The 24,690-nt window shown below is 51.0% G+C and carries 19 protein-coding genes; 17 read left to right on the forward strand and 2 right to left on the reverse strand.

Annotated features, from left to right (window positions below; genetic code table 11):
* Nucleotides 1–200: 200 nt before the first annotated feature.
* Nucleotides 201–2,276, reverse strand: coding sequence for a sigma 54-interacting transcriptional regulator (locus IT084_RS11840; protein WP_195713085.1), 2,076 nt, complete (start codon nt 2,274–2,276; stop codon nt 201–203).
* A 164-nt stretch (nt 2,277–2,440) separates the two neighbouring features.
* Between IT084_RS11840 and IT084_RS11845 the strand changes: the two genes are divergently transcribed.
* The 16 genes from IT084_RS11845 (at nt 2,441) to IT084_RS11920 (ending at nt 22,968) form a co-directional block, all read left to right on the forward strand.
* Nucleotides 2,441–3,196 carry an SDR family NAD(P)-dependent oxidoreductase gene (locus IT084_RS11845; protein ID WP_195713087.1) on the forward strand — a complete coding sequence of 252 codons (756 nt, stop codon included), beginning with the start codon at nt 2,441–2,443 and terminating at the stop codon, nt 3,194–3,196.
* A gap of 2 nt (nt 3,197–3,198) precedes the next feature.
* A complete protein-coding gene (locus tag IT084_RS11850) occupies nt 3,199–5,319 on the forward strand; it encodes an LUD domain-containing protein (RefSeq protein ID WP_195713089.1) in 2,121 nt (706 codons plus the stop codon).
* 17 nt (nt 5,320–5,336) lie between these two features.
* The gene (locus IT084_RS11855) at nt 5,337–7,232 is read left to right on the forward strand and encodes an indolepyruvate ferredoxin oxidoreductase subunit alpha (protein ID WP_195713090.1); all 1,896 of its coding nucleotides are present in this window, start codon (nt 5,337–5,339) and stop codon (nt 7,230–7,232) included.
* Nucleotides 7,233–7,235: 3 nt separating this feature from the next.
* Nucleotides 7,236–7,844, forward strand: a complete 609-nt coding sequence (locus tag IT084_RS11860) for an indolepyruvate oxidoreductase subunit beta (RefSeq protein WP_195713095.1) — start codon at nt 7,236–7,238, stop codon at nt 7,842–7,844.
* Nucleotides 7,845–7,867: 23 nt separating this feature from the next.
* Nucleotides 7,868–9,118: a lactate racemase domain-containing protein gene (locus IT084_RS11865; protein WP_195713096.1), complete on the forward strand. Its 1,251-nt coding sequence runs from the start codon at nt 7,868–7,870 to the stop codon at nt 9,116–9,118.
* Between the two features lie 5 nt (nt 9,119–9,123).
* Nucleotides 9,124–9,936, forward strand: a complete 813-nt coding sequence (locus IT084_RS11870; RefSeq protein WP_195713097.1) for a 3-keto-5-aminohexanoate cleavage protein — start codon at nt 9,124–9,126, stop codon at nt 9,934–9,936.
* A 33-nt stretch (nt 9,937–9,969) separates the two neighbouring features.
* Nucleotides 9,970–11,886 carry a sigma-54-dependent Fis family transcriptional regulator gene (locus tag IT084_RS11875; protein ID WP_195713099.1) on the forward strand — a complete coding sequence of 639 codons (1,917 nt, stop codon included), beginning with the start codon at nt 9,970–9,972 and terminating at the stop codon, nt 11,884–11,886.
* Between the two features lie 159 nt (nt 11,887–12,045).
* A complete protein-coding gene (locus IT084_RS11880) occupies nt 12,046–12,483 on the forward strand; it encodes a MaoC family dehydratase (RefSeq protein WP_195713101.1) in 438 nt (145 codons plus the stop codon).
* Nucleotides 12,484–12,495: 12 nt separating this feature from the next.
* The gene (locus IT084_RS11885) at nt 12,496–12,897 is read left to right on the forward strand and encodes a MaoC family dehydratase (protein ID WP_195713103.1); all 402 of its coding nucleotides are present in this window, start codon (nt 12,496–12,498) and stop codon (nt 12,895–12,897) included.
* Between the two features lie 19 nt (nt 12,898–12,916).
* Complete coding sequence (locus tag IT084_RS11890) at nt 12,917–14,209, forward strand: DUF362 domain-containing protein (protein ID WP_195713105.1); 1,293 nt, start codon at nt 12,917–12,919, stop codon at nt 14,207–14,209.
* Nucleotides 14,210–14,407: 198 nt separating this feature from the next.
* Nucleotides 14,408–17,083, forward strand: coding sequence for a single-stranded-DNA-specific exonuclease RecJ (gene recJ, locus IT084_RS11895; protein ID WP_195713107.1), 2,676 nt, complete (start codon nt 14,408–14,410; stop codon nt 17,081–17,083).
* 15 nt (nt 17,084–17,098) lie between these two features.
* On the forward strand, nt 17,099–19,300 hold the full coding sequence (locus IT084_RS11900) for a bifunctional (p)ppGpp synthetase/guanosine-3',5'-bis(diphosphate) 3'-pyrophosphohydrolase (RefSeq protein WP_195713109.1): 2,202 nt from the start codon (nt 17,099–17,101) through the stop codon (nt 19,298–19,300).
* Complete coding sequence (dtd, locus tag IT084_RS11905; RefSeq protein ID WP_195713111.1) at nt 19,297–19,746, forward strand: D-aminoacyl-tRNA deacylase; 450 nt, start codon at nt 19,297–19,299, stop codon at nt 19,744–19,746. The genes IT084_RS11900 and dtd overlap by 4 nt, the downstream gene beginning before the upstream one ends.
* 53 nt (nt 19,747–19,799) lie before the next feature.
* Nucleotides 19,800–20,414 (forward strand): MBL fold metallo-hydrolase, encoded by a 615-nt coding sequence (locus IT084_RS11910; RefSeq protein WP_195713113.1) that lies wholly within the window; start codon nt 19,800–19,802, stop codon nt 20,412–20,414.
* Between the two features lie 72 nt (nt 20,415–20,486).
* The gene (locus IT084_RS11915; protein WP_243276933.1) at nt 20,487–21,104 is read left to right on the forward strand and encodes an MBL fold metallo-hydrolase; all 618 of its coding nucleotides are present in this window, start codon (nt 20,487–20,489) and stop codon (nt 21,102–21,104) included.
* Nucleotides 21,105–21,279: 175 nt separating this feature from the next.
* The gene (locus IT084_RS11920; protein ID WP_195713117.1) at nt 21,280–22,968 is read left to right on the forward strand and encodes an AMP-binding protein; all 1,689 of its coding nucleotides are present in this window, start codon (nt 21,280–21,282) and stop codon (nt 22,966–22,968) included.
* Between the two features lie 21 nt (nt 22,969–22,989).
* Here the strand turns inward: IT084_RS11920 and IT084_RS11925 are convergent, their stop codons facing one another.
* The gene (locus IT084_RS11925) at nt 22,990–23,202 is read right to left on the reverse strand and encodes a DUF896 domain-containing protein (RefSeq protein WP_195713120.1); all 213 of its coding nucleotides are present in this window, start codon (nt 23,200–23,202) and stop codon (nt 22,990–22,992) included.
* Between the two features lie 194 nt (nt 23,203–23,396).
* Between IT084_RS11925 and hisS the strand changes: the two genes are divergently transcribed.
* Nucleotides 23,397–24,674 carry a histidine--tRNA ligase gene (gene hisS, locus IT084_RS11930; protein WP_195713123.1) on the forward strand — a complete coding sequence of 426 codons (1,278 nt, stop codon included), beginning with the start codon at nt 23,397–23,399 and terminating at the stop codon, nt 24,672–24,674.
* Nucleotides 24,675–24,690 lie beyond the last annotated feature (16 nt).

A 24,690-nucleotide genomic window follows, 5' to 3' on the forward strand; every position in this document is an offset into this window, starting at 1 on the left:
CGATGTTAATATGCATCACTTTTTGCTCACTTGCATTAGTTCTTAACGGGAGAAAATACGATGAGAGCACTTAATGCAAGGTTTTGGAATTGCTTTTGGTTTTATATGAATTTTTTAAAAATTTAATATAAAAAATTTATTTCGGGTTTAAAGCGATGCAAATCAGCATGGAAAAATGGATATATAAATCCGAAATCCATTCAAGTGCTACCGTATTTTTGTATCTTTCTAACGATAGTTGACTGGTTAACATCCAACGCCTTGGCGGCTTTATGGGTGCTGCCGCACTCTTTGATGGCCTTGTTGATGAGTTGCCTTTCAAGTTCGGCAATTGCCTTCTTCAAAGGGATTAGATTCTTTACTATAATCGGGTGGTTGATATTTGAATCTCTTTGAAACTGTAAATTTAAATCATCGAGGGTAACCTTTTTTCCGGGTGCGGTTACTAAAATTCTTTCCACCATGTTTTCAAGTTCTCTTACGTTTCCGGGCCAGTCGTAATCCAGGAAGTAATCAATAACCTCCTGGGATAATTCTTTTTTAAAACCGTAAGCCTTGCAAAATTTTTGAACAAAAGTTTCCGTAAGGCTAACTATTTCGTCTTTTCGCTCTCTTAACGGGGGAATGGTGAGCGGGATAACGTTTAACCTGAAGAAGAGGTCTTCGCGAAACGTCCCTTTTTCCACCATTTCCCTTAAATTCTTATTTGTGGCCGCTAAAATGCGCACATTGATTTGCCTGGGTTTATTACCGCCGATGCGGATAATCTCCTTATCCTGAATAACCCTTAAAAGTTTAACTTGCAACGAAAGTGGTAGATCACCAATTTCATCGAGAAGGATAGTCCCGTTGTTGGCCATTTCGAACATACCGATGTGTCCTTTTTTACTAGCCCCGGTAAAGGCGCCGGGCTCATAGCCGAATAATTCCGATTCAAGTAGACTTTCAGGTATGGCGCCACAGTTTACTTTAATAAAGGGGTATTGACTTCTTTTGCTGTTTTCATGGATTAATTGAGCCAGTACTCCTTTCCCCACTCCGGATTCCCCGAGGATAAGAACTGTCGAATCCACTTGCGCTACTCTCAGGGCCAGGTCCAGTAATCGTCTCATGGGCAGTGATTGTATAACCAGGCCTTTTGTTTTTAATAATTTCTTTTCCAGGTCAGTGACCTGGGTGTGGTAGCGGCGGGTGAGTTCCTGGCTTTTGGCCAGTTGAAGGCGTAAGCTGTTTAATTCAGTTAAATCCCTGATATTAATCACAATTCTAATTAAATTTCCTTCGTTATCCAATACCGGAGATCCTGTAAGTAATAACTGGTTATGGCCGGTATTGATGGTGCTGTTAACAATGCCTTTATGGGCAATAACACTGGCAATAAGTTCCTTTTGTAACCCGTTAAGTCTGGCGCTATCCGGTACTTTTACTAAAGTGTCATTATTTCCGCCGATCAGGCGCCAGTAAGCTCTATTAGCGCGCAGGATAATGCCCGCGGAGTTGGCGATTAAAATACCATCGTATGATGCTTCAATTAAAGCTTCCAGTTCTTTATTCAGCTGCTGGAAAGCTTTTAACTTGTGGGAGATTGAATCAAGTTCGTCTATGCTCTGAAAAACACTGACGGCGCCGATTATTTTCTGGTTTTCAATAATAGGTGTACGATGAGCGATGAAAGTTTTTTCGGAATCGAAATATTTAGTGGTGTACTCATAGTTTAGTTGAGGTTTACCGGTCTTTAGCACGTATAAAAGGCCTTTGGTGTTCATGATGCGGGAACAGTGACGCCCAATGGATGTAGATCTTTTAGTGCGTAAAATTTTTTCCGCGGCTTTATTTAAGAAGGTGACGTTTTCATTAGCATCAATGGAAACAATGGCGTAGTGGGATGAGTCCAGGGTATTTAAAAGGGTTTTGTTTTGCGCTGCCAAATAATCGCACATGTACTGTTTTACCTGAGTTTTGGTTATTACTCCCCGTATTTTTCTCTTGTAGACGACGAAAACATCATAGTTGGTATTTTGATAAAGTTTTTCAACCGGGATGCTGTCTTTAATTAATTTTGCCCTGACCAAAAAGTTGTCTATAGGCGCATCTTCATTAAACTGCTGGTTGAGGATTAAAGATTCAAGGGTAACCGCGCCAATTAGCTCATTGTCATCATTTATTACCGGAACCGCGTTGATCTGCAGTTCCCTTAGCAATTGCACTGCTGATGCAGCCGGTACACCGTTATGAAGGGGGGTTTCGCAATGTTGCATTATATCTTTTGCTTGCATTAGATACACCTCCCAACAATCAAATGCATTTCCCAAAAACTATAAGGAAGGTTATAAACTATTTCTATATAATTTAGAAATATCCTTCAATTCTTATTTTTGTTTATTGGCATAACATTTGTATTCATAAACTCTAAAAATTATTGTAAGGAGACGTAGGAAATATGTTGCGTACTGAAGATTTAATAGGAAAAACCGCTTTGATCACCGGCGGGAGCAAAGGGATAGGAAAAGCCATAGCCATGCTCCTGGCCGGGGCCGGGTGCAGTGTCGCCATTGCCAGCCGAAATTTGGATGAAGTGAGCGAAGTTGCCCGGCAGATTCGGGAACAGGGTGGCAACGCTCTGGCCCTGCGCACTGATGTAACTCAAAAAAAGGATGTTGTTGCAATGGTGGAGGAGGTCATAAGGGAATTCTCCAGGATCGATGTTTTAATCAACAATGCCGGCACCAATATCAGAAAACCCTTACTGGAGTTGACCGAGGATGAATGGGATATTGTTATGGGAACAAATTTGAAGGGCGTTTTTCTCGTCGGGCAGCAGGTGGGCCAATTTATGGTTCGGCAAAAAAAGGGTAAAATCATCAACGTTGCTTCGGTGGCGGGTGTCAGGGGAAGGCCCAACCTGGGAGCCTATTGTGCTTCGAAAGGGGGGGTGATTCAGTTGACCAAGGTGATGGCGTTGGAGTGGGCAGAACATAATGTCCAGGTCAATGCTATTGCTCCCACGTATATCGAGACGCCTTTGACCAGCGAGTACCTGAAGCAGGTCAAAGACCAGGTGTTGAAGCGAATACCCGTTGGGCGTTTAGGGACAACGGAAGATCTGGAAGGTGTTGTTTTATTGCTGTCCACCAGGGCGTCGGATTTTATAACCGGGCAAACCTTTTTTATTGATGGAGGGGGTACCGCGTTTTAAACATGCAGTTAAACATGAATAAAGAGTTGCATCAACAAATTAAACTGGCCCTGCAGGACAAAAAGACGGCTGATGTGAGGCATCGCGTATTCTCTCTGCGCCGGCCCAAGGTCAATGCTTTTCGCGCCAACCACCCCGAAATGGAAGTTAAATTACAGCGCATCAAGAAAGAAGCACTAGGTAATTTGGCCGCCTACACCGCCCGGGCGGTTCAGCAAATGAAACACAATGGTTTTAGGGTTTTCGAGGCCAAATCAACAGAGGATGCCTTGCGTTACATAGATGGTATCATCACTGACAAAGTGGTGGTAAAATCAAAAAGCAATGCCGTCAAGGAAATCAAACTCATCGAACACCTGCAGAAAAAGGGTTTGGAAGTGGTGGAAACGGACCTTGGGGATCGCATTTGCCAGTTGGGGAACGTTAACGCGGCTCATCCCCTGGGACCGGCGGTGCATTTACCCGTGGAAAGGGTGGCCGAAATATTCAGTAACTACGCGGGGGAGAAATTAAAACCCGACCCCCATGAATTGGTGCGCTGGGCCAGGGAGAGTCTGAGGGACACATTGATCAGGGCGAGGGTTGCCATTACGGGGGCCAACGCTATTGCGGCTGATACGGGGTCCATTGTATTGACGGAAAACGAGGGTAACATTCGCATGGCGGTAAGCGTCCCCCGGGTATTAGTAGTAGTGGCGGGAATAGAAAAGATTGTACCAAGCCTGGAAAATTGTCTGGACGTCGTAAGGTGTGCCGCGGGTTTCGGGGTTGGGCAGGAAATCGGAACTTACATTTCCGTTGTATCAGGCCTGGCAGATGATGGTAAATCATTATTACACCCCCATGGTCCTCAGGAAGTGCATGTGGTGCTGCTTCGGAAAGGACGGTGGGAAATTCTCGGTACTCCGCTGGAAAAAATTTTACATTGCATTAACTGTGGGCATTGTTTAAGGGTTTGTCCGGTTTTTAATGAACTGGGGGAGCAATACGGTAAACCTTTTTTTGGTGGGATCGGTGTTCTGAAAGTGGCCGCCTTGGGAAACCTGGATGAAGCCTACTTGTCGGGTCTCGACCTGTGCATGGGCTGCAGGCGTTGCACGGAGGTGTGCCCCGCGGGTATTCCCACGCCTGATTTAATTGCCCGTGTTCGCGAGCGGTGGGTAAAGCAACATGGTTTAAAGGGGGTAAAAAAATACCTGGTGAGGGGCCTGAAACGGTTGCCGCCCTTAAAAAGAAAATTGATTTTCAGCAGTCAATGGTTATACAGTGTAAAAAACGGTCGTTTTCGCAAGGCTAGAATCAAGGTTAAAGGGAGAGTTATTATACCCGGTTTGGCAAAAAAGAGCCTGACGCAGATTTACCGGGAGAGTAAAAAAGATAACAAGATTGGCGGGCGGAACAGGGTTTTGTATTTCCCCGGCTGCATGCACAATCACTTTTTAGTTGAAGTGGGAACGGCAACAATTGAATTGCTGCAAAAAACCGGTTGTGAAGTTATTCTTCCCCGGGAACAGGTGTGCTGTGGTTATCCCGCCATAGCGGCGGGCAACCTGGCGGCGGCCCGGGAAATGGCTGCAAGGAATCTATCCATCTTTAAGGAGGCGGGCTGCCCGGTCGTATTGATCGACTGTCCGACGTGTCAAACCGGCCTGGCACATTACCCACACTTGTTTGAGCGGGAGGCGTCGGGATGGCTGGAGACGAGCCTCATGCTGGTGGAAAAATTGCAGTACCTTTCCACTTACCTGGCTGGTTGCCTGGATAAGCTTGGACCGCTTTCAATGCCGGGATTATCGGTATCATATCACCGCCCCTGCCATCTTAAAGGCATGGATGTGAGTGCGGATGGGCATATTTTAAGCAGCATTGGGGACTTGACTCTTTACCCGGCTGGAGAGGCGGCCTGCTGCGGGTTTGGAGGTATTTTTAGTTTGGATTTTTATCAACTGTCCGCAATTATTCGCCGGCGGAGGGTTAGGGATCTTTTGGGGGGTGGCCCGGAGATTATTGTCACCTCCTGTCCCGGATGCCTTTATCACCTATCCGAGGGGATATACGAGCAGGGTGGGGATACCAAAGTTTTTCATATCGCCGAATTAATAAGAAGAGCAGTTAATATTTAAATGGTGGGGTGAGGACAATGGGTATAGATAACGTGAAACTTGATTGCCCGGGCAAGGAGGTATTGTTGACGGGAAATGAGGCCGTAGCCAGGGGGGCGTTGGAAGCCGGCGTTAAATATGCTTCTTCTTATCCCGGCTCACCGTCCGCGGAGGTATTGGATACGCTGGCCAGGCTTTCATCCCGTTTTAACCTGTATGCAGAGTGGTCGGTCAACGAAAAGGTCGCTGCCGAGGGAGCGGCGGCGGCTTCATTTGCCGGGATGCGTTCTATAACCATTATGAAGCCCGATGGGTTGAATGTGGCCGTGGATTTTTTTACCAGCCTAAGCCTGTCGGGAATTAAGGCCGGCATGGTGCTGGTGGTTGGTGACGACCCTTCGGCCCATTCAAGCATCAAGGAAGAAGATTCCCGTTATTTATCAAGGCTGGCCCACTTGCCGGTACTGGAACCGGCAACCATTCAGGAAGCCAAGGATATGACTTTGCAGGCCTTTGCCCTTTCCGAAGAAACCGGGCTTCCCGTGGTTGTCCGCTGTGTCACCAGAATATGTCACGCCAGTTCGGTGGTTAAACTGGGTAGACTGAGTAATTTGGAAGTCAGGCCTGAACTTAATGAGAAATATTTAACCAACCCCCAGGCGCACGCCGACGTGGAGAACAAGTTGCGGGAAATTGCCAAATCCGGCGGTGGTTGCACCTATACCGGCCCGGATGATGCAAGAACAATTATTATAACCTCGGGACCTTCCTATACATACTGCCAGGAAGCGCTGGACATTTTACAACTGAATGATGAGATTGGGATCTTAAAACTGGATCGCACATGGCCTTTACCGGAGCGGGAACTGCTGCGTTACTTAAAGCAGGCCAGTGAAGTTGTTTTTGCGGAAGAGGTTGAGCCGTTCATGGAAGATAACGTGGCCAGTTTTGCTGCTTTTCACTGGCACGAACTCGGCCCGCTGAAGTTATATGGTAAACGCTCGGGGCACGTGGCCGGTCCCCTGGGCTCCGGCATTGGGGAACTAAATCCGGATGTAATCATAGACTCGCTTGTTAAGATCAAGGGGCTGAATTACCACAGGGATTTACTCGATCAAGACAAGATAGATCATTTGGGACCCCTTCCCGTCAGGGACCGGGCTTTCTGCGCCGGCTGTCCCCACAGGGCTTCGTTTTGGGCAATCAAATCCGCTCTGGCCCTGGATGGCCGTAATGGTTTCGTGCTGGGGGATATAGGCTGTTATGCCATGGGCCGCGGCCGGACGGGCTACTACCTGTTGTCCTCCGTGCATTCGATGGGGTCGGGGGTTGGATTGGCCCACGGTTTCGGCAAACTGGGCAAGTTTTCCTTTAACCAGCCGGTAACGGCCATAGTCGGCGACTCCACTTTTTACCATGCCGTGGTACCAGCTTTGATCAACGCCAGGGCAAACAACTCCAATTTCCTGTGCATTATTTTGGACAATGAAACAACGGCCATGACCGGCCACCAGCCTCACCCGGGCAGCGGCTTTGACGCCTCCGGGAACCAGTCGCCCCGGGTGAGCATGGAACAGCTGGTCCGGGGGTTGGGGCTTCCCGTATATATAAGTGACCCGTACGATATTCCGGCCACGGTTCAACTGATTACTTCACTATTGAAAAATAGTGAACCCCAGGTGTTGATATTAAGACGTACCTGTGCTCTGGTTGCTGCCAAAAAAGGAAAACAACCCGTGGTTTACGTCGACCAGGATGCCTGCCTCGGCGATGGATGCGGCTGTAACAGGTTTTGTAGCAGGGTGTTCGGTTGCCCGGCCAATATATGGGACAGGGAGGCCGGGAAAGCCCGGATTGATGAGGCGGTTTGCGTCGGTTGCGGTGTGTGTGTTTCCCTTTGCCCGCAGGGGGCTATCAAGGTCAAGGAGGTTTAAGGCATGGAAAAACAGCCATATAATTTAATTTTCGCCGGTGTCGGCGGCCAGGGCAATGTTATTGCTTCCAAACTGACCGCCTTGGCCGCCGTGGATGCCGGTCTCAAAGTAACAGTCGGGGAAACCTTCGGAGCCTCCCAGCGGGGCGGCACGGTAATGAGTCATGTACGGGTATTCCAGGGTGATAAACTGGTTGGGCCGTTGATTCCAAGGGGCCGGGCGCATTTAATCATCGGTTTTGAGCCGCTGGACACTTTACGCATTTTGCTGGCATACGGCAGCAGGCATACCAAAGTGATAGTAAATGACCGGCCTGTATACCCGTTAAACGTACTGGCCGGGGATGCGGAATACCCGGATGTGGATAAAATGATATCGACCATGTCCGAAATGGTGGAAGACCTTAAGGTGGTTAAGGCAACCGATCTGGCTTTTCAAGCGGGTAGCGCTTTGGCCACGAACATTGTCATGGTGGGCGCGCTGGCCGGTCTCAATTGCCTGGCCATCCCCACCGGAAAATTCGAAGCTGTGATTGCGAACTTTTTCAAGCCTCAGTTTAAAGACATGAACATCCGGGCATTTAAGCTGGGAATGAAGGCTGTACGAGAATAAGCGAATCCTTGGGGGGATGCGCGTTGTTTAAATGGTTTAAAGTAAAGCAGGTACTCCCTGCGAACAAAGTGGCGGATGTGGCAGCTGAGACCCGTGCTCAGCTGGCCAGGTTTGCAGGGGATATAAAAACGGGCGGCTCCGTTGGTGTTGCTGTTGGCAGCCGGGGTATCGCCAACCTGGCTGTCATCGTGCGGGAAACGGTCCGGTGGCTGAAAGAATGTGGAACCAGGCCCTTTATTATACCGGCCATGGGAAGCCACGGCGGGGCCACCGCAGATGGACAAATCAAGGTGCTGGCCGGCTACGGCATTACGGAAGCGGCGATGGGGTGTCCCATTGAAGCCTCCATTGAAGTTGAGCAAGTAGGAACAACTACCAGAGGATTACCGGTTTTCTGGTCCAAAGCCGCCCTAATGGCGGACCAAATTTTAATCATCAATAAAATCAAGCCTCACATGTTATTTTCCGGCCCCGTGGAAAGTGGAATTATCAAAATGCTTGTTATTGGACTGGGTAAACATCGCGGGGCGCTGGCGCTGCACCAGTCTACCATTGAGCACGGTACGGACAGCAGGCTATTGTTGGAGGCCGCCGCGGTTATCAAAGAAAAGGCGGGCTTGCTGGGTGGGCTGGGCATATTGGAAAACGGTTATGATGAAACCGCCCAGATAACGGCACTGCGGGCAGATGAGATCGAAGAACGGGAACCCGTGCTGTTACAGCAAGCCGCGGATATGTTACCGAGGATACCAATCGATTACCTTGACCTGCTTATAGTGGATGAAATGGGCAAAGACATCAGCGGCGCGGGGATGGACCCCAATGTATTGGGAAGAAAGGAAGGAAGTATTAACGAGAAACCCAGAATTACCAGGATTTTTGTGCGTGATATTACCGACGCCAGTGCCGGTAACGCCATCGGCCTTGGGCGGGCGGATTTTACCACATCGCGCCTGGTCAATAAAATAAACCGCCTGGCTACGTATACCAATGCCCTTACCGCCATGAGACCATCGTCGGCACGGATTCCCATTTATTTTGACAGCGATAAGGAGGTTCTGGACGCTGTTTTATTGACCCTTGGCGGTAAAAAAACCGAATTGATCGAGGCTGCCTGGATTCGCAATACATTGTGCCTATCGGAATTCTGGGTCACGGAACAGGTGGCAAAAAAGCTCAAAGATCAGGGTTCGGCGCTAAAAATTATCAACGAGCCGCACCTTAACAGATTTGATGATCACGGCAATTTGCTTAGCCCTTGTTCTAAGAGGTGATACAAATGGAAAAATTGATCATCAGTGTGGCTACAACCGGGTCCATCACGTCCCGGCAGGACACTCCTTATCTTCCGATTACTCCCGTTGAAATTGCGGATGAAGTTTACCGGTGCTGGCAGGCAGGGGCTGCTATAGCCCATATTCATGTCCGAAACGCCGACGGCGAGAGATCCATGGATTTGGAATTGTTTAAAGAAACTGTTTCCCTAATTAAACAGAGATGTAACATTATCTTGAATCTTACGACGTCCGGGTCGGGAGAGATAACGGAGGAACAGCGGCTGGGCCCTCTCGAACTGCGCCCCGAGCTGGCTTCTTTTGATGCCGGTTCCATGAACTTCGGCCCCCGGGTGTTTATTAACTCACCGCAGTTTCTGGAAAAATTGGCCGCGAAAATGAAACAGTATCATGTAAAACCTGAAATTGAGGTTTTTGACGGGGGAATGATTTATAACGCCTTGCGGTTGGTGGAAAAGGGATTGATCGATCCACCTCTGCATTTTCAGTTTGTGCTGGGGGTTCGCGGGGGATTAGCGGCAACACCGCGTAATTTGATCTTTTTAGTCGACAGCATTCCCCCGGGTTCCATCTGGTCGGTGGTCGGAATAGGCAAAGGCCAATTGCCTATGGCGTTGATGAGTATGGCGATGGGCGGTCATGTGCGGGTGGGGATGGAAGATAACATCTACCTGGCCAAAGGCGTTTTGGCCAAAAGCAACGCTGAATTCGTGGAAAAGATGGTTCGCTTTGCCCGCGAAGTGGGGCGCGAGGTTGCCACGCCTGATGACGCGAGAAAAATTTTAGGGTTGACCTGAAAAAACCGGCTATTTTTTCACGGGAGTGACGTTATGAAAAAGTCAATCAGATTGGGGGTAATATCGCCATATCCTGAATTCGGTCGGTTGGCCAGGGACATATGCGAGGAATTAAATGTGGAAATTAACGTGGAACAGGCAATTTTAAGCGAGGGTGTGGAAGTAGCGCAAAAATGGGAGAAAGATAATAAGGTTGATGCCATAGTTGCCAGGGGACCCACGGCCATTTTGGTTAAAAGGTCTGTGAACGTCCCGGTATCTACGGTGGACATTACCAACTTTGATTTATTGCAGGCATTATACAAAGCTCATGCCATGTCCAACGGGCCGGTCGCCTTGATTTCTTATGAACAAAGACCGCCAAAGTATGATTTTAAGATTCTAAAAAAAATTCTGGGCAAGCAGTTTTACGTATACCTTTATCGGGATAATGAAGATTTGGGCACACAGATAGATAAAGCTTGCGAACAGGGTATGGAAACAATTGTCGCTACCGGGTCTTGTATCATAAAAAAATTACAGGCCAGAGGAATAAATGCCGTTTATGTCCACAGCAACTATGAATCTATCAGGGAAGCTATTAAAAAGGCCATAACTATGGTGGAACTTAAAAGGGAAAATGAGCGTTTCACCAGGAAACTTGAGACCATATTACAAAATATCCACGACGGCGTTATGGCCATAGACGAACGGAACAATATCTTCTATTTTAACACTGTCGCTGAACGCATCCTGGGGGTTAGTGCCGGTAATGTTTTAAACAGAACAATTGACGAACTGGCGGAACGAAACATATTTCTCAGTATCTTGCAAGACGGGCAAAAGACGAATGGGGAGATAGTTAAGATCAGGAAAAAGGAACTGGTGGTAAATCGCATGCCTTTTCAAATGGGAGAAGGCGCCAGGTGTCTGGTTGTTACATTCCAGGTTGCGACACAAATCAGGCAAATGGAGGAGAAAATCCGGCAAAAATTACATGACAAGGGCCTAATTGCCAGGTATCACTTTCGAGATATCGTTGGCGAAAGCGAACAGATAGTTAATGCCATTAACCAGGCTCGCAAGTATGCCCAAACCGATTCCACCATCTTGTTGATGGGTGAAAGCGGCACGGGCAAAGAATTGTTTGCCCAGAGCATCCACAACGAAAGCAAGCATTACTGCGGGCCCTTTGTGGCGGTAAACTGCGCTGCTTTGCCGGAAAACCTGCTGGAAAGTGAGTTGTTCGGATATGAAGAGGGTGCTTTTACCGGGGCCAGGCGCGGGGGTAAAATGGGCTTGTTTGAGCTGGCCCATAATGGGACGATTTTTTTGGATGAAGTGGGTGAATTGAGTGCACCGCTGCAGGCCCGCTTATTGAGAGTTATACAGCAAAAAGAAGTAATGCGCATTGGCGGTGACAAGGTCATCCCGGTTAATGTCAGGGTAATCACGGCAACTAATAGGGACTTAAAAGCCGCTGTGCAAAAAGGTGAATTTCGGGAAGACCTGTTTTACCGGCTAAATGTCTTGCCCCTTAAGATACCACCCCTTCGTAAAAGGCAAGGGGATATACCTTTGCTATTCAATTATTTCATGAACAAGGGGAACTTCAATCGAACAAATTACCCCCAAGCACTGCTAAAAAAACTGGAAAGGTACAACTGGCCGGGCAATGTGCGCGAGCTGGAGAATTTTGTTGAGCGCTACAAGGCCATTGGTGAGGAAGATGAGCGGGGCTTTACCACTTTATTCTGGTTAATTGAAAGTTTATTGACTGAAAATGAATTGAACAAGGGAGAGAAAATAACTATCCGGGTGGGGCCATTTGAAGAAATGGAAAATCAGATTTTAAACCAACTAGCCATGATGTATGCATGTAATAAAAAGGAATTGGCCAGGAAGCTGGGGATTAGCAGAACAACTTTGTGGAGAAAACTCAAATCTTCCGGGCAGGTATGGAAAAATTAACTACGCAGTGTTATTTATAACTGCTGCGCTTTTTTTAAATCTAAAACGTGAATGTTTCAATTTTAAAGCTTTGCCCTGATTATTTCATCGCGGTTTTTGCGGTGCAGCTTTGGCATGGCTTTTGCACAGGCGATATTTTATCAAGAGGGGATGATGTTTATGGAAGATAACCAAAAGCTTTATTTTGACGATATCCGGGTGGGGATGGAATTTCCTCCGCTGGTAACCAAACTGACCCGGGAGGATATTTTGAATTACGCCGAAGCCGTGGAAGACTACAACCCGCTTTTTGTGGACGAAAACTTTGCCGCGAATTCGAAATTCGGAGGGCCGGTCAACCACCCCACCACTGCCGCCATATTGACCACCAATGCGCACAAAACGGGCGCTGCTATGCCCTCAGGTATTATTCACGCCAAGCAACGCTATAAATTTTTTTCTCCCACCCGACCCGGCGAGGAGTTGATCACCCGGGCCAAGGTTATAGACAAATACGAAAAGAGAAACAAAAAATATGTTGTTATTCAAAGTTTAACCGTCAACCGGTTAAATGAACTGAAAGTCGAAAGCACCGCAACACTGATCTGGCCGGCATAAGGAGGGTTGCAAATGAATGTGGGACAGCAAATCAACCCGGTGTCGAAAAGAATTACCCAGGAGAAAATTAATAAATACGCGCGGGCTTCCGGGGACTTCAACCCCCTGCATCTAGACGAAGAATTTGCCCGAAAGACGATGTTTAAGGGAACCATCGCCCACGGCCTGTTGTCGGTGGCCTATATTTCCGAAATGATGACCAACTGGCTGGGCGACGACTGGCTGGAAGGCGGAGAACTGGAGGTCACCTTTTTGCTTCCCGTCAGGCCGGGCGATGTCATTACTGCGGGAGGCCGGGTGATTGAATGCGTGCGGACGGGCTCGGCGACCAAAGTGGTATGCGAGGTTTACTGCAAAAACCAGCGGGATGAAATGGTAATTAAAGGTACAACCAGTTGCCTGGTTAAAAAGTAATTAAGAAGGGGTGCTGAATTTGGCCAAACCGGTTGTTTCGATTGTTCAACACGCCGGCACTTACAATTCGTTGAAACAAGCGCTGGAATTGTGCGACGGCCTTAAAGAGTTTAAACAAAGCGACCGCATTTTAATCAAACCCAACATGGTGGCCTGGGATTTTGATCTTCCTTTTCCACCTTACGGTGTGGTGACGACCAGCGCGGTGATGTTCGCCCTGGTTCAGATATTGCACGAGCATGGTTATACCAACCTGGCGATTGGCGAGGCCTCCCTGGGCGTCAGCGGGTCCATGGCCAAAAAAATTTTTCAACACTTGGGCTACGAAAAGCTCACTGAACAATTCGGCGTTGAAGTGATAGACTTTAACGAGGATAAGTTTGAAGCGGTGGATGTGGGTGGCTTTAATCTATCCATCGCCCGCAAGGCCCTGGAGGCCGACAAAATCATCAACGTGCCGGTGTTGAAAACCCATAACCAGTGCAAGGTTTCCCTGGGGATAAAAAATTTAAAGGGCTGCCTGAACCGCAAATCAAAAATACAGTGCCACGGCAAGGACGAGGAACTTGACCACATGTTCCCGCGCGTTGCGGAAAAACTGCCCGTGGCCCTGACCGTCATCGACGGGATTTTCGCCCTGGCCAAGGGGCCCGGGGCGACCGGCAAGGCCTTTAGAAAGGATATTCTGGTGGCTTCCCGGGATATGTTTGCCTGCGATGTAGTGGGCGCCGCGTTAATGGGTTACAGTGCCGCCGGGGTGGAACATCTCAGGTTTTATGCCGAACGCAACGGGCGCAGCCTGGAGCTTTCGGATATCGAAGTGCGGGGCGAACCGGTGGAAAAGCACGTTGCTTTTTTGGAGCACGATTGGGAGTGGACGGAAGACAACACCGGGCCGCTGGGCTTTAAAAAGCGGGGCATTGAAGGGTTGGCCGTTAGAAAATATGACAATTCCCTGTGCACCGCCTGCTCCAAGTTGTATAACCCCATGCTTGTTTTACTGATGTCCGCCTATAAGGGCGAGCCTTTTCCCGGAGTTGAGGTTTTAACGGGAAAAAGACAGGATGCATCCCCCGGTTTTGCCAAGACGGTTTTGTTCGGCAAGTGTGCCTGTTTACAGAACAAGGATAACCCCAATATCAATTACGCCATTAAAATCAAAGGCTGTCCTCCCGATTTGAACGAGTTTATAAAGTTGCTGGACGAAGAGGGGATTCACTGCGACTATAACCAATATGTGCAATACCGCCGGTACATTTTTAACCGTTACAAGCTTGAAGACGGGTTTGACATGGGCCTGTTTATCAAGTAATCGCATGCGTTACTACTGGGGACGTCACTTGCGAGGGGCCACCGGCCCCGTATTTTTTTTGGATAATGGGGTGTTTAAATTAATAAAGCAGGATCGCCTGGTAGCAAGGATCTGATGATATTCCAAGGGATTCATTGCCATTAAACCAGCCCTCGATTATAATCATTGGTAACTGATTATTTGAATGACGGAGGAATAATGCATAAGCGCAAGAAGTGGTTGATTAAGGCATCAGAACCCGTTTTGCAGTTTATCCTGTCACGAAAACTTGGCATTTCCCCCCTGATGGCGCAGCTTTTAGTCAACAGGGGTATTTATACGGTGGAGGAGGCCCGGGAATTCCTGGACGCTTCACTGCAAAGGCTGCACCCGCCGGAGTTGATGCGGGATATGTCCGGGGCGGTGGAGATTACTCTAAACGCGCTGGACCGGGGACAAAAGATTTTGGTTTACGGGGATTACGATGTGGACGGGGTGACCGGGACCGCCCTGCTGGTTAATCTGTTGCGCCGGTTGGGGGGAATGGTGGATTATTATATACCGCACCGGGTTCATGAGGGTTATGGCCTGCATGCCCCGGTTTTGCATGGGGCCCGGGAATCCGGGATCGGGCTTGTTATCACCGTTGATTGCGGCATCAGCGCCGTCGCCGAGGTGGAGGAGGCGAAGCGCGGCGGCGGACCGGAAATAATCATTACCGACCACCATGAGCCGCCCCCGCGGCTTCCCGGTGCCGCCGCGGTGATCAATCCCAAGCGGGAGGACTGCGGATACCCGTTCAAGGACCTGGCCGGGGTGGGGGTGGCTTTTAAATTTGGACAGGCCCTGCTGGAAAGGGCGGGCAGACCTTATAACCACGAAGACTACCTTGACCTGGTTTGCCTGGGCACCATCGCGGATATCGTTTCCTTGAAGGGCGAAAACCGCATTCTGGTCCGGCACGGGTTAACGCGGCTGGCTCAATCGACCAGGCCGGGTTTGCGGGCCCTCTGCCGCGCGGCCGGGATAAAGCAGGATTCCCTGGGCGCCCGGGAAGTGGGTTATATTCTGGCGCCCCGCCTGAATGCAGCGGGACGTCTCGGCGACGCTGCGCCGGCGGTTGAACTGCTGCTGAGCGAAGATGACGCGCAGGCTGCTGAAATTGCCGCGGTGTTGAACAGGGAAAACCAGGAACGGCAGCAGCTGGAAACTATAGTTCTGGCGGAGGCGCTGGGCATGCTGGAAGGCGATCCCGCCCTGGCGGCTCAAAAAGTGCTGGTACTGGCGTCTCCCCACTGGCACCCGGGGGTCATCGGCATTGTGGCATCCCGGATGGTGGATCGCTTTTACAAGCCGGTGCTGTTGATTGCCTGCGAGGGTGAACAGGGCAAGGGCTCCGCTAGAAGCATAAATGGATTTAATCTGTACAAGGCTCTCGAATATTGTTCCGGCTGCCTTGACGGGTATGGCGGCCATGCCATGGCGGCGGGCTTTTCCATTCCTGTAGAACAAATAGAACGGTTCAGGAACAAAATCAATGAGTACGCGGCCAGGTTCTTTCCCGAAGAAGAACAACTCCCCGTGCTGGAACTGGATGCGCTGGTCTCCCTGCAGGATGTTACATACGATCTGATAAACGAACTGGAGCAACTGGCGCCTTACGGGCACGGGAATCCGGGCCCGTTGTTCGGCCTGCGGCGGGCAAAATTGATTAATTGCCGGGGGGTCGGTAAAAAGAACGCCCATTTAAAGATGCTGCTGGGGGATCGCAGAATCAGCATCGATGGAATTGGCTTTAATCTCGGCCAGTATGCCGGGGAGTTGGCCGCCGGCAGGGAGGTCAGCGTTGCATTTACCCCGTCCATCAACAGCTGGCAGGGCAGGGAAATCCTGCAGATAAAAGTTAAAGACCTCAAGGCGGAAGCGGAAGACGCCGGGTATTTTGATGACGCGTGTTCGTGGGACGAACAATTGCGATTGGCCGGCGACCTTATTTTTGTGCCCGAGACCATCATCGGCCTGCTACGGGAAGTATTGATGGAACGGGAGCTTGACGTTCCACCCGAGATGCAGGCGGTACATCCGGCCAACGGGTATTCCAGTAAGCACGGGTTTCTGCCGGAGTGCCCGGCCCATTCCGCCGGTAACACGATAAATCAACTGACCCGGCTGACCCCGGCGCAGGGAAACATGTTGCTGCTGGTGAACAGTGCCCGCCACACATTACAACTGTTCCGGTTTATCAGTGATTATAACCCTCACTTTGCGGGCAAGGTGACCTATATCCACGGTTTTATGCCCCCGGAGCTGATCCAAAAAGAGCTGCGGGGAGTTGAACGGGTTACGAACGGTTTGTTGGTGTCCACTTACGGCTGTCTCCCATACCTGCATGCCCGGAACATTGCGTTTGACCGGGTTATGCTGGCAAGGCCGCCTGTTTTTGAGGAGGACTGGCGGCGCGTGAGCGGTCTTTTTTTGGATCTGCATGCTTCCCGGGTTCCCGGAATTGAGGCCCTTTATGCGGCAAAGGATTGGGACGACAACCGGAAACACCTGATGGAACTGGCCCCGGAACGGGATATGCTGGCTTATTTTTATGCCTTTCTGCGCTCCCGGGCTGGCAACGGACAAGGCCGGTGCGTTAAAACCGAGGTGGTGGACCGGATGTGCCGGCAGGGTTTCCATGTTTCCTCGTGGTTGTCCCTTGCCGTGGCGGCGGCGGTTTTTACCGACCTGGGATTATTGCAATATCGCTGGCAACAAGATATGCTAATATATAAATTAATAATGCCCGTACGGGGTTCCAAAAAGGAACTTTCCGAGTCACCAACTTATCTTCGGGTCCATAAAATCAAATCAGAAGGTCTGAACTGGATTAACAGAGCGCGAAAGTGAACGGGGCGTGAGCCGATGCGTTTGGAAGATATCATTCAAAGAGTAATCCATTATCATCCCGGCGCCGACCTGGAGGTGCTCAGGCGCGCTTACGCTTTTGCCGACAGGGCTCATGCCGGTCAGAAGCGTTTCTCCGGCGAGCCGTACATCAATCACCCCCTGGCCATAGTGTATATCCTGGCCGACCTGGAAATGGATATGGACACGCTGGTGGCCGGGATGCTGCACGATACGGTGGAAGACACCGGGGTGACCCTGGAGGAGTTGGAAAACAATTTCGGCCGGGAAGTGGCCCAGCTGGTGGACGGCGTAACCAAGCTCAGCCGCCTGGAATACCGGTCCAAGGAAGAACGCCAGGTGGAAAACCTGCGCAAAATGTTTCTGGCCATGGCCCGGGATATCCGGGTGGTGCTCATAAAACTGGCCGACCGGCTGCATAACATGCGCACGCTGCACCACCACCAGGAGCACAAGCAGCGTGAAATAGCGCTGGAAACGCTGGAGATATTCGCCCCCCTGGCGCACCGGCTGGGTATCTACAGGCTCAAGTGGGAACTGGAGGATCTGGCCTTTCGCTTCAGCAACCCGGCAAAATACTACGAACTGGCCGATCTGGTTGCCCGGACCCGGAATAAACGGGAGGAATATATCAGTCATATTATCGATATATTGCGTAAAAAGTTGAATGAAGTAAATATCAACGCGGAAATTCAGGGGCGGCCCAAGAACCTGTACAGCATCTATCAAAAAATGGAGAAGCAGCAGCTGGAATTCAACCAGGTTTACGACGTAATGGCAGTGAGGGTGCTGGTTGATTCCGTGCGGGACTGCTATGCCGTTTTGGGTACGGTGCATACCATGTGGGTGCCCATTCCGGGCCGGTTCAAAGATTACATTGCGATGCCCAAATCCAACATGTACCAGTCATTGCACACCACCGTGGTGAGCCCGCTGGGAGATCCCCTGGAAATCCAGATTAGAACCTGGGAGATGCACCGGACGGCGGAGTACGGCATTGCCGCGCACTGGCGCTACAAGGAAGGCGGGGGCAAGGAGGGTGATTTCGACCGCAAACTGAGCTGGCTCAGGCAGATTCTGGATTGGGGCAAGGACCTCAAGGATGCCAGGGAATTCATGGAAAGCCTGAAAATCGACCTGTTTACCGACGTGGTGTTTGTATTTACACCCAAGGGAGACGTTATGGAATTGCCCGCCGGTTCCACGCCTCTGGATTTCGCCTACCGGGTGCATACCCAGGTGGGCCATAATTGTATCGGCGTCAAGGTGAACAATAAAATCGTACCCCTGGATTATACCCTCAAAAACGGCGACCGGGTGGAAGTTTTAACTTCCAAGCAAAGCCACGGGCCGAGTCGCGACTGGTTGAAGATTGTCAAAACCTCCCAGGCCAAGACCAAAATCAGGCAGTGGTTTAAAAAAGAACAGCGGGAAGAAAATATAGCCAGAGGCAGGGATTTGCTGGAGCGGGAAATTAAAAAACAGGGTCTTGACCCCGAGTTGATCAAAAGCGAGAAGCTGGTCGAATACGGCAGCAAAATGAACCTGGCCGACCTGGATGACGTTTACGCCGCGGTGGGTGACGGGACTTTTTCCGCTGCCAGCCTGGTGAATAAACTCCGCGAAGAAATGTCCCGGGATGATAAAAAAGAAAGTGCCGGAGAGAAAATCAGGGCTTTGTTGCAGCGGGACCCCCGCGTGCTCCCTTCCTGGGGCAAACCCACCCAGGGCATTAGGGTGCGGGGCGTTGACAATCTTTTGATCAGGCTGGCCCATTGCTGCAACCCCGTGCCCGGGGACGAGATAGTGGGGTATGTCACCCGCGGGAGGGGCGTTTCCATTCACCGGGAAGACTGTCATAACGTGGATTCGCTGCTCAACGACCCGGACCGGTTGGTGGAAGTGGCCTGGGATAAAGATTTTCATTCTCCCTTCCAGGTGCGCCTGGAAATCATCGGCGCGGACCGGGCCGGGCTGCTCAGCGACATCATGGCCGTGCTGATGGAAATGAAGATAAGCGCCAACTGGGTCAACGCCCGGGGCCGCAAGGACAATACCGGGGTGGTGGAAATGATCCTGGAAGTAAAAAACCTGGAACAGCTGGATTACATTATCAGCAAGTTCAGCCGGGTCAAGGATGTGTACAGTGTGCACCGTACCGGTAAATCTATGATCAGTAAAGCGAGGGATAAAGCTTGAGGGCGGTAGTGCAAAGGGTTTCCTGTGGCGCCGTCAGCGCGCCCGGCCAGGAAAGGCGCACCATCGGACCGGGACTGGTGGTGCTGCTGGGCGTGGGCAGGGACGATGATGACGCGGATGTCCGCTACCTGGCGGATAAAACGGTCAATTTGCGGATATTTGAGGACGCGGAAGGCAAAATGAACCTGTCGGTGGCCGATACGGGCGGGGAGTTGCTGGTGGTTTCCCAGTTTACCCTTTACGGGGACTGCCGGAAAGGCCGGCGTCCCGGGTTCAGTGATGCGGCGCCCCCGGAACGGGCCGAAAAGCTTTACGAGGACTTTGTGCACGAAATCAGGTCCAGGGGCTTAAGGGTCGTTACAGGTTATTTCCAGACGCACATGCTGGTGGAAATCATGAATGACGGGCCGGTTACCATGCTGCTGGACAGTAAAAAGCAGTTTTAAAAATATTTTTCAATGATAGGCTATCTTAAGATATTTTGACCGGAGGGGAAAATATGATTTTAAAGGGCTTTGAAGTCGGGCTGCTGGCCACCAACTGTTACATTATCGGTTGCGAGGAAACAGGGGCCGGGGCGGTGATCGATCCCGGAGACGAAGGTGAGCGGATTGTCGAACAACTGGAAAAGCTTAAATTAAATTGCCGGTACATAATTCTAACCCATGGCCACGTTGACCACATCGGCGCTGTCAGCGATGTGCACGAAGCCACCGGCGCCGAAGTGCTGATTCACCGGGCGGATGCCGAGAGGTTAATCAACCCGGCCCGCTACTCGCTGCTGCCCACGGGTTCATTGAAACCCAAAGCCGCCGACCGCCTGCTTGAGGATGGTGACAAGATCCAGGTGGGCCGCATTACTCTGGGGGTAATCCATACGCCCGGCCATACCCCGGGCGGCATCTGTCTGCGGGTTGGGGATGTTTTGTTTACGGGGGACACTCTTTTTTACGGCTCGGTGGGGCGGTCGGACCTTCCCGGGGGCAGCCACGCCGAATTAATCAACTCCATCAAAACCAGGCTGCTCGTTTTTCCTGATGATACAAGAGTATACCCCGGGCACGGCCCGGCTTCGAGCATCGGAACGGAGAAAAAAATAAACCCGTTCTTATAGAGAGGCGGGTCGTAAATTAATTGAACTTATTTTTCAGAGTGGAAAAAAGTTGAATCCTGGGAGGGAGCTATCTTGATTTTTGAAGGTTTTGGCGTGGGCCCAATGGACTCGAATTGCTATATCATCGGCTGCGAAAAAACCAGGACCGCGGCGGTGGTCGACCCCGGCGCCGAAGGCGGGCGCATCTTAAGGCGGCTGGAAAGCTTGGGGTTGACATGCAAGTATATAATTATTACCCACGGGCACATCGATCATATCGGCGCGTTGAAAGAAGTGCAACAGGCGACGGGAGCCGAAGTGCTGATTCACAAGGATGACGCCGGTATGCTGACCAGCCCGGCGCAAAACCTGTCGCTGTTCATGGGTTCAATGCTGAAATTCAAAGAGGCCGACCGGTTGCTCGAAGACGGAGATAAAATCCAGGTCGGCGACATTACCCTGGAAGTTATTCACACTCCCGGCCATACTCCGGGCGGCATTTGCCTGAAAGTGGGTCAAGACCTGATCACCGGAGACACCTTGTTCGCGGGCTCGGTGGGACGCTCCGATTTTCCCGGGGGCAACCACAACGTAATGATCAACTCCATTAAAACAAAGCTGCTGGTATTTCCGGATTCCACAAGGATTTATCCCGGGCACGGTCCGTCTTCAACCATTGGAGCTGAAAAGAGACACAACCCGTTTCTTTAAATTGCTGCGGCGGAGCAGGGAGTTCGTTCAACCTGATTAACCGCCGTTTTGCCCCTTCCGGGGATTACTATGAAAGTTTTCAAAATCCTTTGGTATAAATAACTAATTTGAAAAATATAAATTGCAGGAAAATTATTTTGTTTGCAGAAATGATAATGCATGGGAGGGGTGTGAAGTGAGTGGTAAATTCATTACAGGTGCCCTTGCAGGCGACCATAATTTAAAAAATTATCAAGAAGTCAGTGATACATTCAGCTTTGAGACATTGGCCCGGGAATATTACGGGAATAGTAATAAAGTGAATATTGTTCAGGATGTAATAGACAAAAACATTGCCGGCGGGTTCGGCGACCAGGTGGCGTTATATTTTGAAGGAAACCGGAGGAAGGAAAGCTATACATTTAATCAGCTAAACGAACAGGTGAATAGATTTGCCAATGTATTGGAGAAGCACGGCTTGCGCCGGGGTGACCGCCTGGCCCTGTTTCTTCCCCGCTGTCCCGAATTTTATATCAGCTTTCTGGGAGCGGCGAAAAAAGGCATCATTGTGGTGCCGCTTTTCGAAGCATTTATGAAGGACGCCGTGCGGGAACGGTTGGGTGACAGCGGCGCCGCAGCACTGGTAACGAATACCGAATTGCTTTCCCGGGTGCCCCGCCATGAACTGCCAGACTTAAAAACCATATTTTTGACCGGTGGCGCGGGAGGGGAAGGGGCTTTAGACTGGCACAACGAGGTGGCCGGGGCGTCCACTGATGCGAAATTCTGCTGGCTCACCAGGGAAGACCCGCTGTTTATCCTTTACGCCGCTGGAGCGGACGGGCGTCCCAAGGGGCTGGTGCACGTGCACGATATCGGGCTGGGGTTATGGGCCACGGCCGCCTGGGTGCACGACTTGAAAAAAAACGACGTGTACTGGTGCACTGCCGATCCGGGGTGGATTACCGGTATAGCTTATGGATTTTTGGCGCCCTGGCTGCACGGGGTGCCGGTAGTGATCAAAGGGGGGCGTTTTGATGCTGAAGAATGGTGCAAAACCCTGGACAAATACGGGGTAAGCGTCTGGTACAGCGCGCCCACGGCTTTTCGCATGATTATCGCCGCCGGGAAAGAAGTATACGGCAAGTATAACCTGGGCCGCTTGCGGCACATCCTCAGCGTTGGCGAACCGCTGACCGGTGACGTGATGCAGTGGAGTTTGGAAACATTCGGCATTCCCATTTACGATACCTGGTGGATGAGCGAAACGGGCATGAATATGATCTGCAATTTAAGATGCCTGGCTGTCAAAATGGGATCCATCGGCCGGACCGTTCCAGGCATTCAGGCCGCCGTAGTGGATGACGAAGGAAATGAATTGCCTCCGTACCGCATCGGCAATTTGGCCATCCGGTCCGGGTGGCCCGCCATGTTCCGGGACGTCTGGAGGGACCGGAATAAGTACGAGGAATATTTCAGGTTAAAACCCTGGTTTATATCCGGCGACGCGGCTTATATGGACCGGGACGGCTATTTTTACTTCCAGGGCCGGATTGACGGGGTCATCAATACCGCCGGTGAACGGGTCGGGCCTTGGGAAGTGGAGCAAAAGCTGAGGGAGCACCCCGCCGTTAAAGATGCCGGCGTGGCGGGAAAACCGGATAAAATCAGGGGTGAAATAGTCAAGGCGTATATTGTGCTGAAACCGGGATACCAATGGTCGGAAGAACTGGCCCAGGAATTGCGCAATTTTGTGAAAAACGGACTGGCGGCGCACGCGGCGCCCAGGGAATTTACCGTTAAAGCAAATATACCCAGGACCCCGGACGGAAAAGTGGATCGTAAAACGCTCCGGGGCTGGGTTTTGGAACTGGAAAAATATTAGTCCTTACAATGAAATCATTCTTTAATGCGGTTTGCAGTTGCGACACCCGCAGCGGGTGTCGTGTTTTTTTCTGTACCCGGCACCTTCCAGGGCATCTTCAATTTGCATGCGAATGCCGTCCAGGTACCGGCGGCGCAGTTTTTGCTGTTCCTCCTTCTCCCCGGCGGTCAATCCTTCGTAGCGTTCTTTACGGGCCAGGTAATTGATTCTATTCAACAGCTCCATGGTTATCATGTTTATCACCACCTTAACTTCATTATAACACTGAATTGTCAAAAGCTATACATAGCTCGCCGGGTCCGGGTCCCGGTTGACAAAAACCGAGATATTACATAAAATTGGGTTCAGGTATAAGCGGGCTGGAAGTTTGTCCTCCCGTTTCCGGTTGCCGGATGCGGGAGTTTTCTTGTTCAAAAGGAGGAGCTGTTATGCTGACTACACGGCCGCGGGGGACCGCCGACATTCTCCCGGGGCAGGTTGAAAAATGGCGATACATAGAAAATGTGGCTGCTGCGGTCAGCCGGGAATATGGTTACAGGGAAATCCGCACCCCGGTGTTTGAACATACCGAGCTGTTCGTGCGCGGGGTGGGTGAAGACACCGATATTGTGGAAAAGGAAATGTACACTTTTCGTGACCGGGGCGATCGCAGCATCACTCTGCGCCCCGAAGGGACGGCGCCCGTCGTGCGGGCCTACCTGGAGAATAAGCTTCATACAGGACCCCAGCCGGTGAAATTATATTATATCGGGCCGATGTTCAGGTATGACCGTCCTCAGGCCGGCCGGTACAGGCAGTTCCACCAGTTCGGGGTTGAAGTGTTCGGTTCGCATCATCCCGCTCTGGACGCCGAGGTCATGGCCATGGCCATGGACTTTTACGGGAGGTTGGGATTAAACGATCTCGAGCTGCACGTCAACAGCGTAGGGTGTCCGAATTGCCGCCCGGTGGTGCGCCAAAAGCTGCAGGAATATTTTCGGCCCAAACTGGGTGAACTTTGCGTGAACTGCCGCAACAGGTACGAGCGCAACCCTTTACGGATCCTGGACTGCAAATCGGAGCGCTGTGCCGGGCTGGCCCGGGAGGCGCCTACCATCGCGGACTGCCTGTGCCCGGAATGCGAAAAGCATTTTCACGAGGTGCGTCAATACCTGCAGGACCTGGGCATCTCCCACGTGGTGGATACCCGGCTGGTACGCGGGCTGGATTACTATACCCATACCGCGTTTGAAATAATGGCACCCGGTATTGGAGCCCAGAGTTCCGTGGGCGGAGGCGGTCGTTACAACGGGTTGATAGAGGCGTGCGGCGGTCCCCCCATCCCGGGCATTGGGTTTGCCCTGGGAATAGAAAGGATTATTCTGGCCCTGGAAAACCGTAATAAAGCTATTGTCATTGAGACCGGCCCCACAGTATTCGTGGTTATCGCGGGGGATGTCCCCGCCAGGGAGGGTTTTGCCTTGCTGGGCAAACTAAGGGCGGCGGGCATCGCTGCGGATATGGATTACACGGGTCGCAGCCTTAAAGCGCAGATGAAGTATGCGGGCAAGCTGGGGGTGCGGTTTACCATCATCCTGGGCGGGGAAGAACTGCAGCGGGGCTGTGTGGTTTTGCGCGATATGAAAACGGCCAGCCAGCGTGAAATTGGTGTTTCAGAAGTTGTTCGGGAACTATCCGGGCTTTTAGAACAATGTAAAAGCGGTTAACGCCCATGCGCTGGCG

Source organism: Desulfallas sp. Bu1-1 (assembly GCF_015594625.1).
In the GTDB taxonomy this organism is placed as follows: Bacteria; Bacillota; Desulfotomaculia; order Desulfotomaculales; family Desulfallaceae; genus JADNRQ01.

Coding starts and splice junctions, on each gene's coding strand:
- IT084_RS11840 (WP_195713085.1), bottom strand. CDS start 2,276: ATGCAAGCAAAAGATATAATGCAACATTGCGAAACCCCCCTTCATAAC.
- IT084_RS11845 (WP_195713087.1), top strand. CDS start 2,441: ATGTTGCGTACTGAAGATTTAATAGGAAAAACCGCTTTGATCACCGGC.
- IT084_RS11850 (WP_195713089.1), top strand. CDS start 3,199: ATGCAGTTAAACATGAATAAAGAGTTGCATCAACAAATTAAACTGGCC.
- IT084_RS11855 (WP_195713090.1), top strand. CDS start 5,337: ATGGGTATAGATAACGTGAAACTTGATTGCCCGGGCAAGGAGGTATTG.
- IT084_RS11860 (WP_195713095.1), top strand. CDS start 7,236: ATGGAAAAACAGCCATATAATTTAATTTTCGCCGGTGTCGGCGGCCAG.
- IT084_RS11870 (WP_195713097.1), top strand. CDS start 9,124: ATGGAAAAATTGATCATCAGTGTGGCTACAACCGGGTCCATCACGTCC.
- IT084_RS11875 (WP_195713099.1), top strand. CDS start 9,970: ATGAAAAAGTCAATCAGATTGGGGGTAATATCGCCATATCCTGAATTC.
- IT084_RS11880 (WP_195713101.1), top strand. CDS start 12,046: ATGGAAGATAACCAAAAGCTTTATTTTGACGATATCCGGGTGGGGATG.
- IT084_RS11885 (WP_195713103.1), top strand. CDS start 12,496: ATGAATGTGGGACAGCAAATCAACCCGGTGTCGAAAAGAATTACCCAG.
- recJ (WP_195713107.1), top strand. CDS start 14,408: ATGCATAAGCGCAAGAAGTGGTTGATTAAGGCATCAGAACCCGTTTTG.
- IT084_RS11900 (WP_195713109.1), top strand. CDS start 17,099: ATGCGTTTGGAAGATATCATTCAAAGAGTAATCCATTATCATCCCGGC.
- IT084_RS11910 (WP_195713113.1), top strand. CDS start 19,800: ATGATTTTAAAGGGCTTTGAAGTCGGGCTGCTGGCCACCAACTGTTAC.
- IT084_RS11925 (WP_195713120.1), bottom strand. CDS start 23,202: ATGATAACCATGGAGCTGTTGAATAGAATCAATTACCTGGCCCGTAAA.
- hisS (WP_195713123.1), top strand. CDS start 23,397: ATGCTGACTACACGGCCGCGGGGGACCGCCGACATTCTCCCGGGGCAG.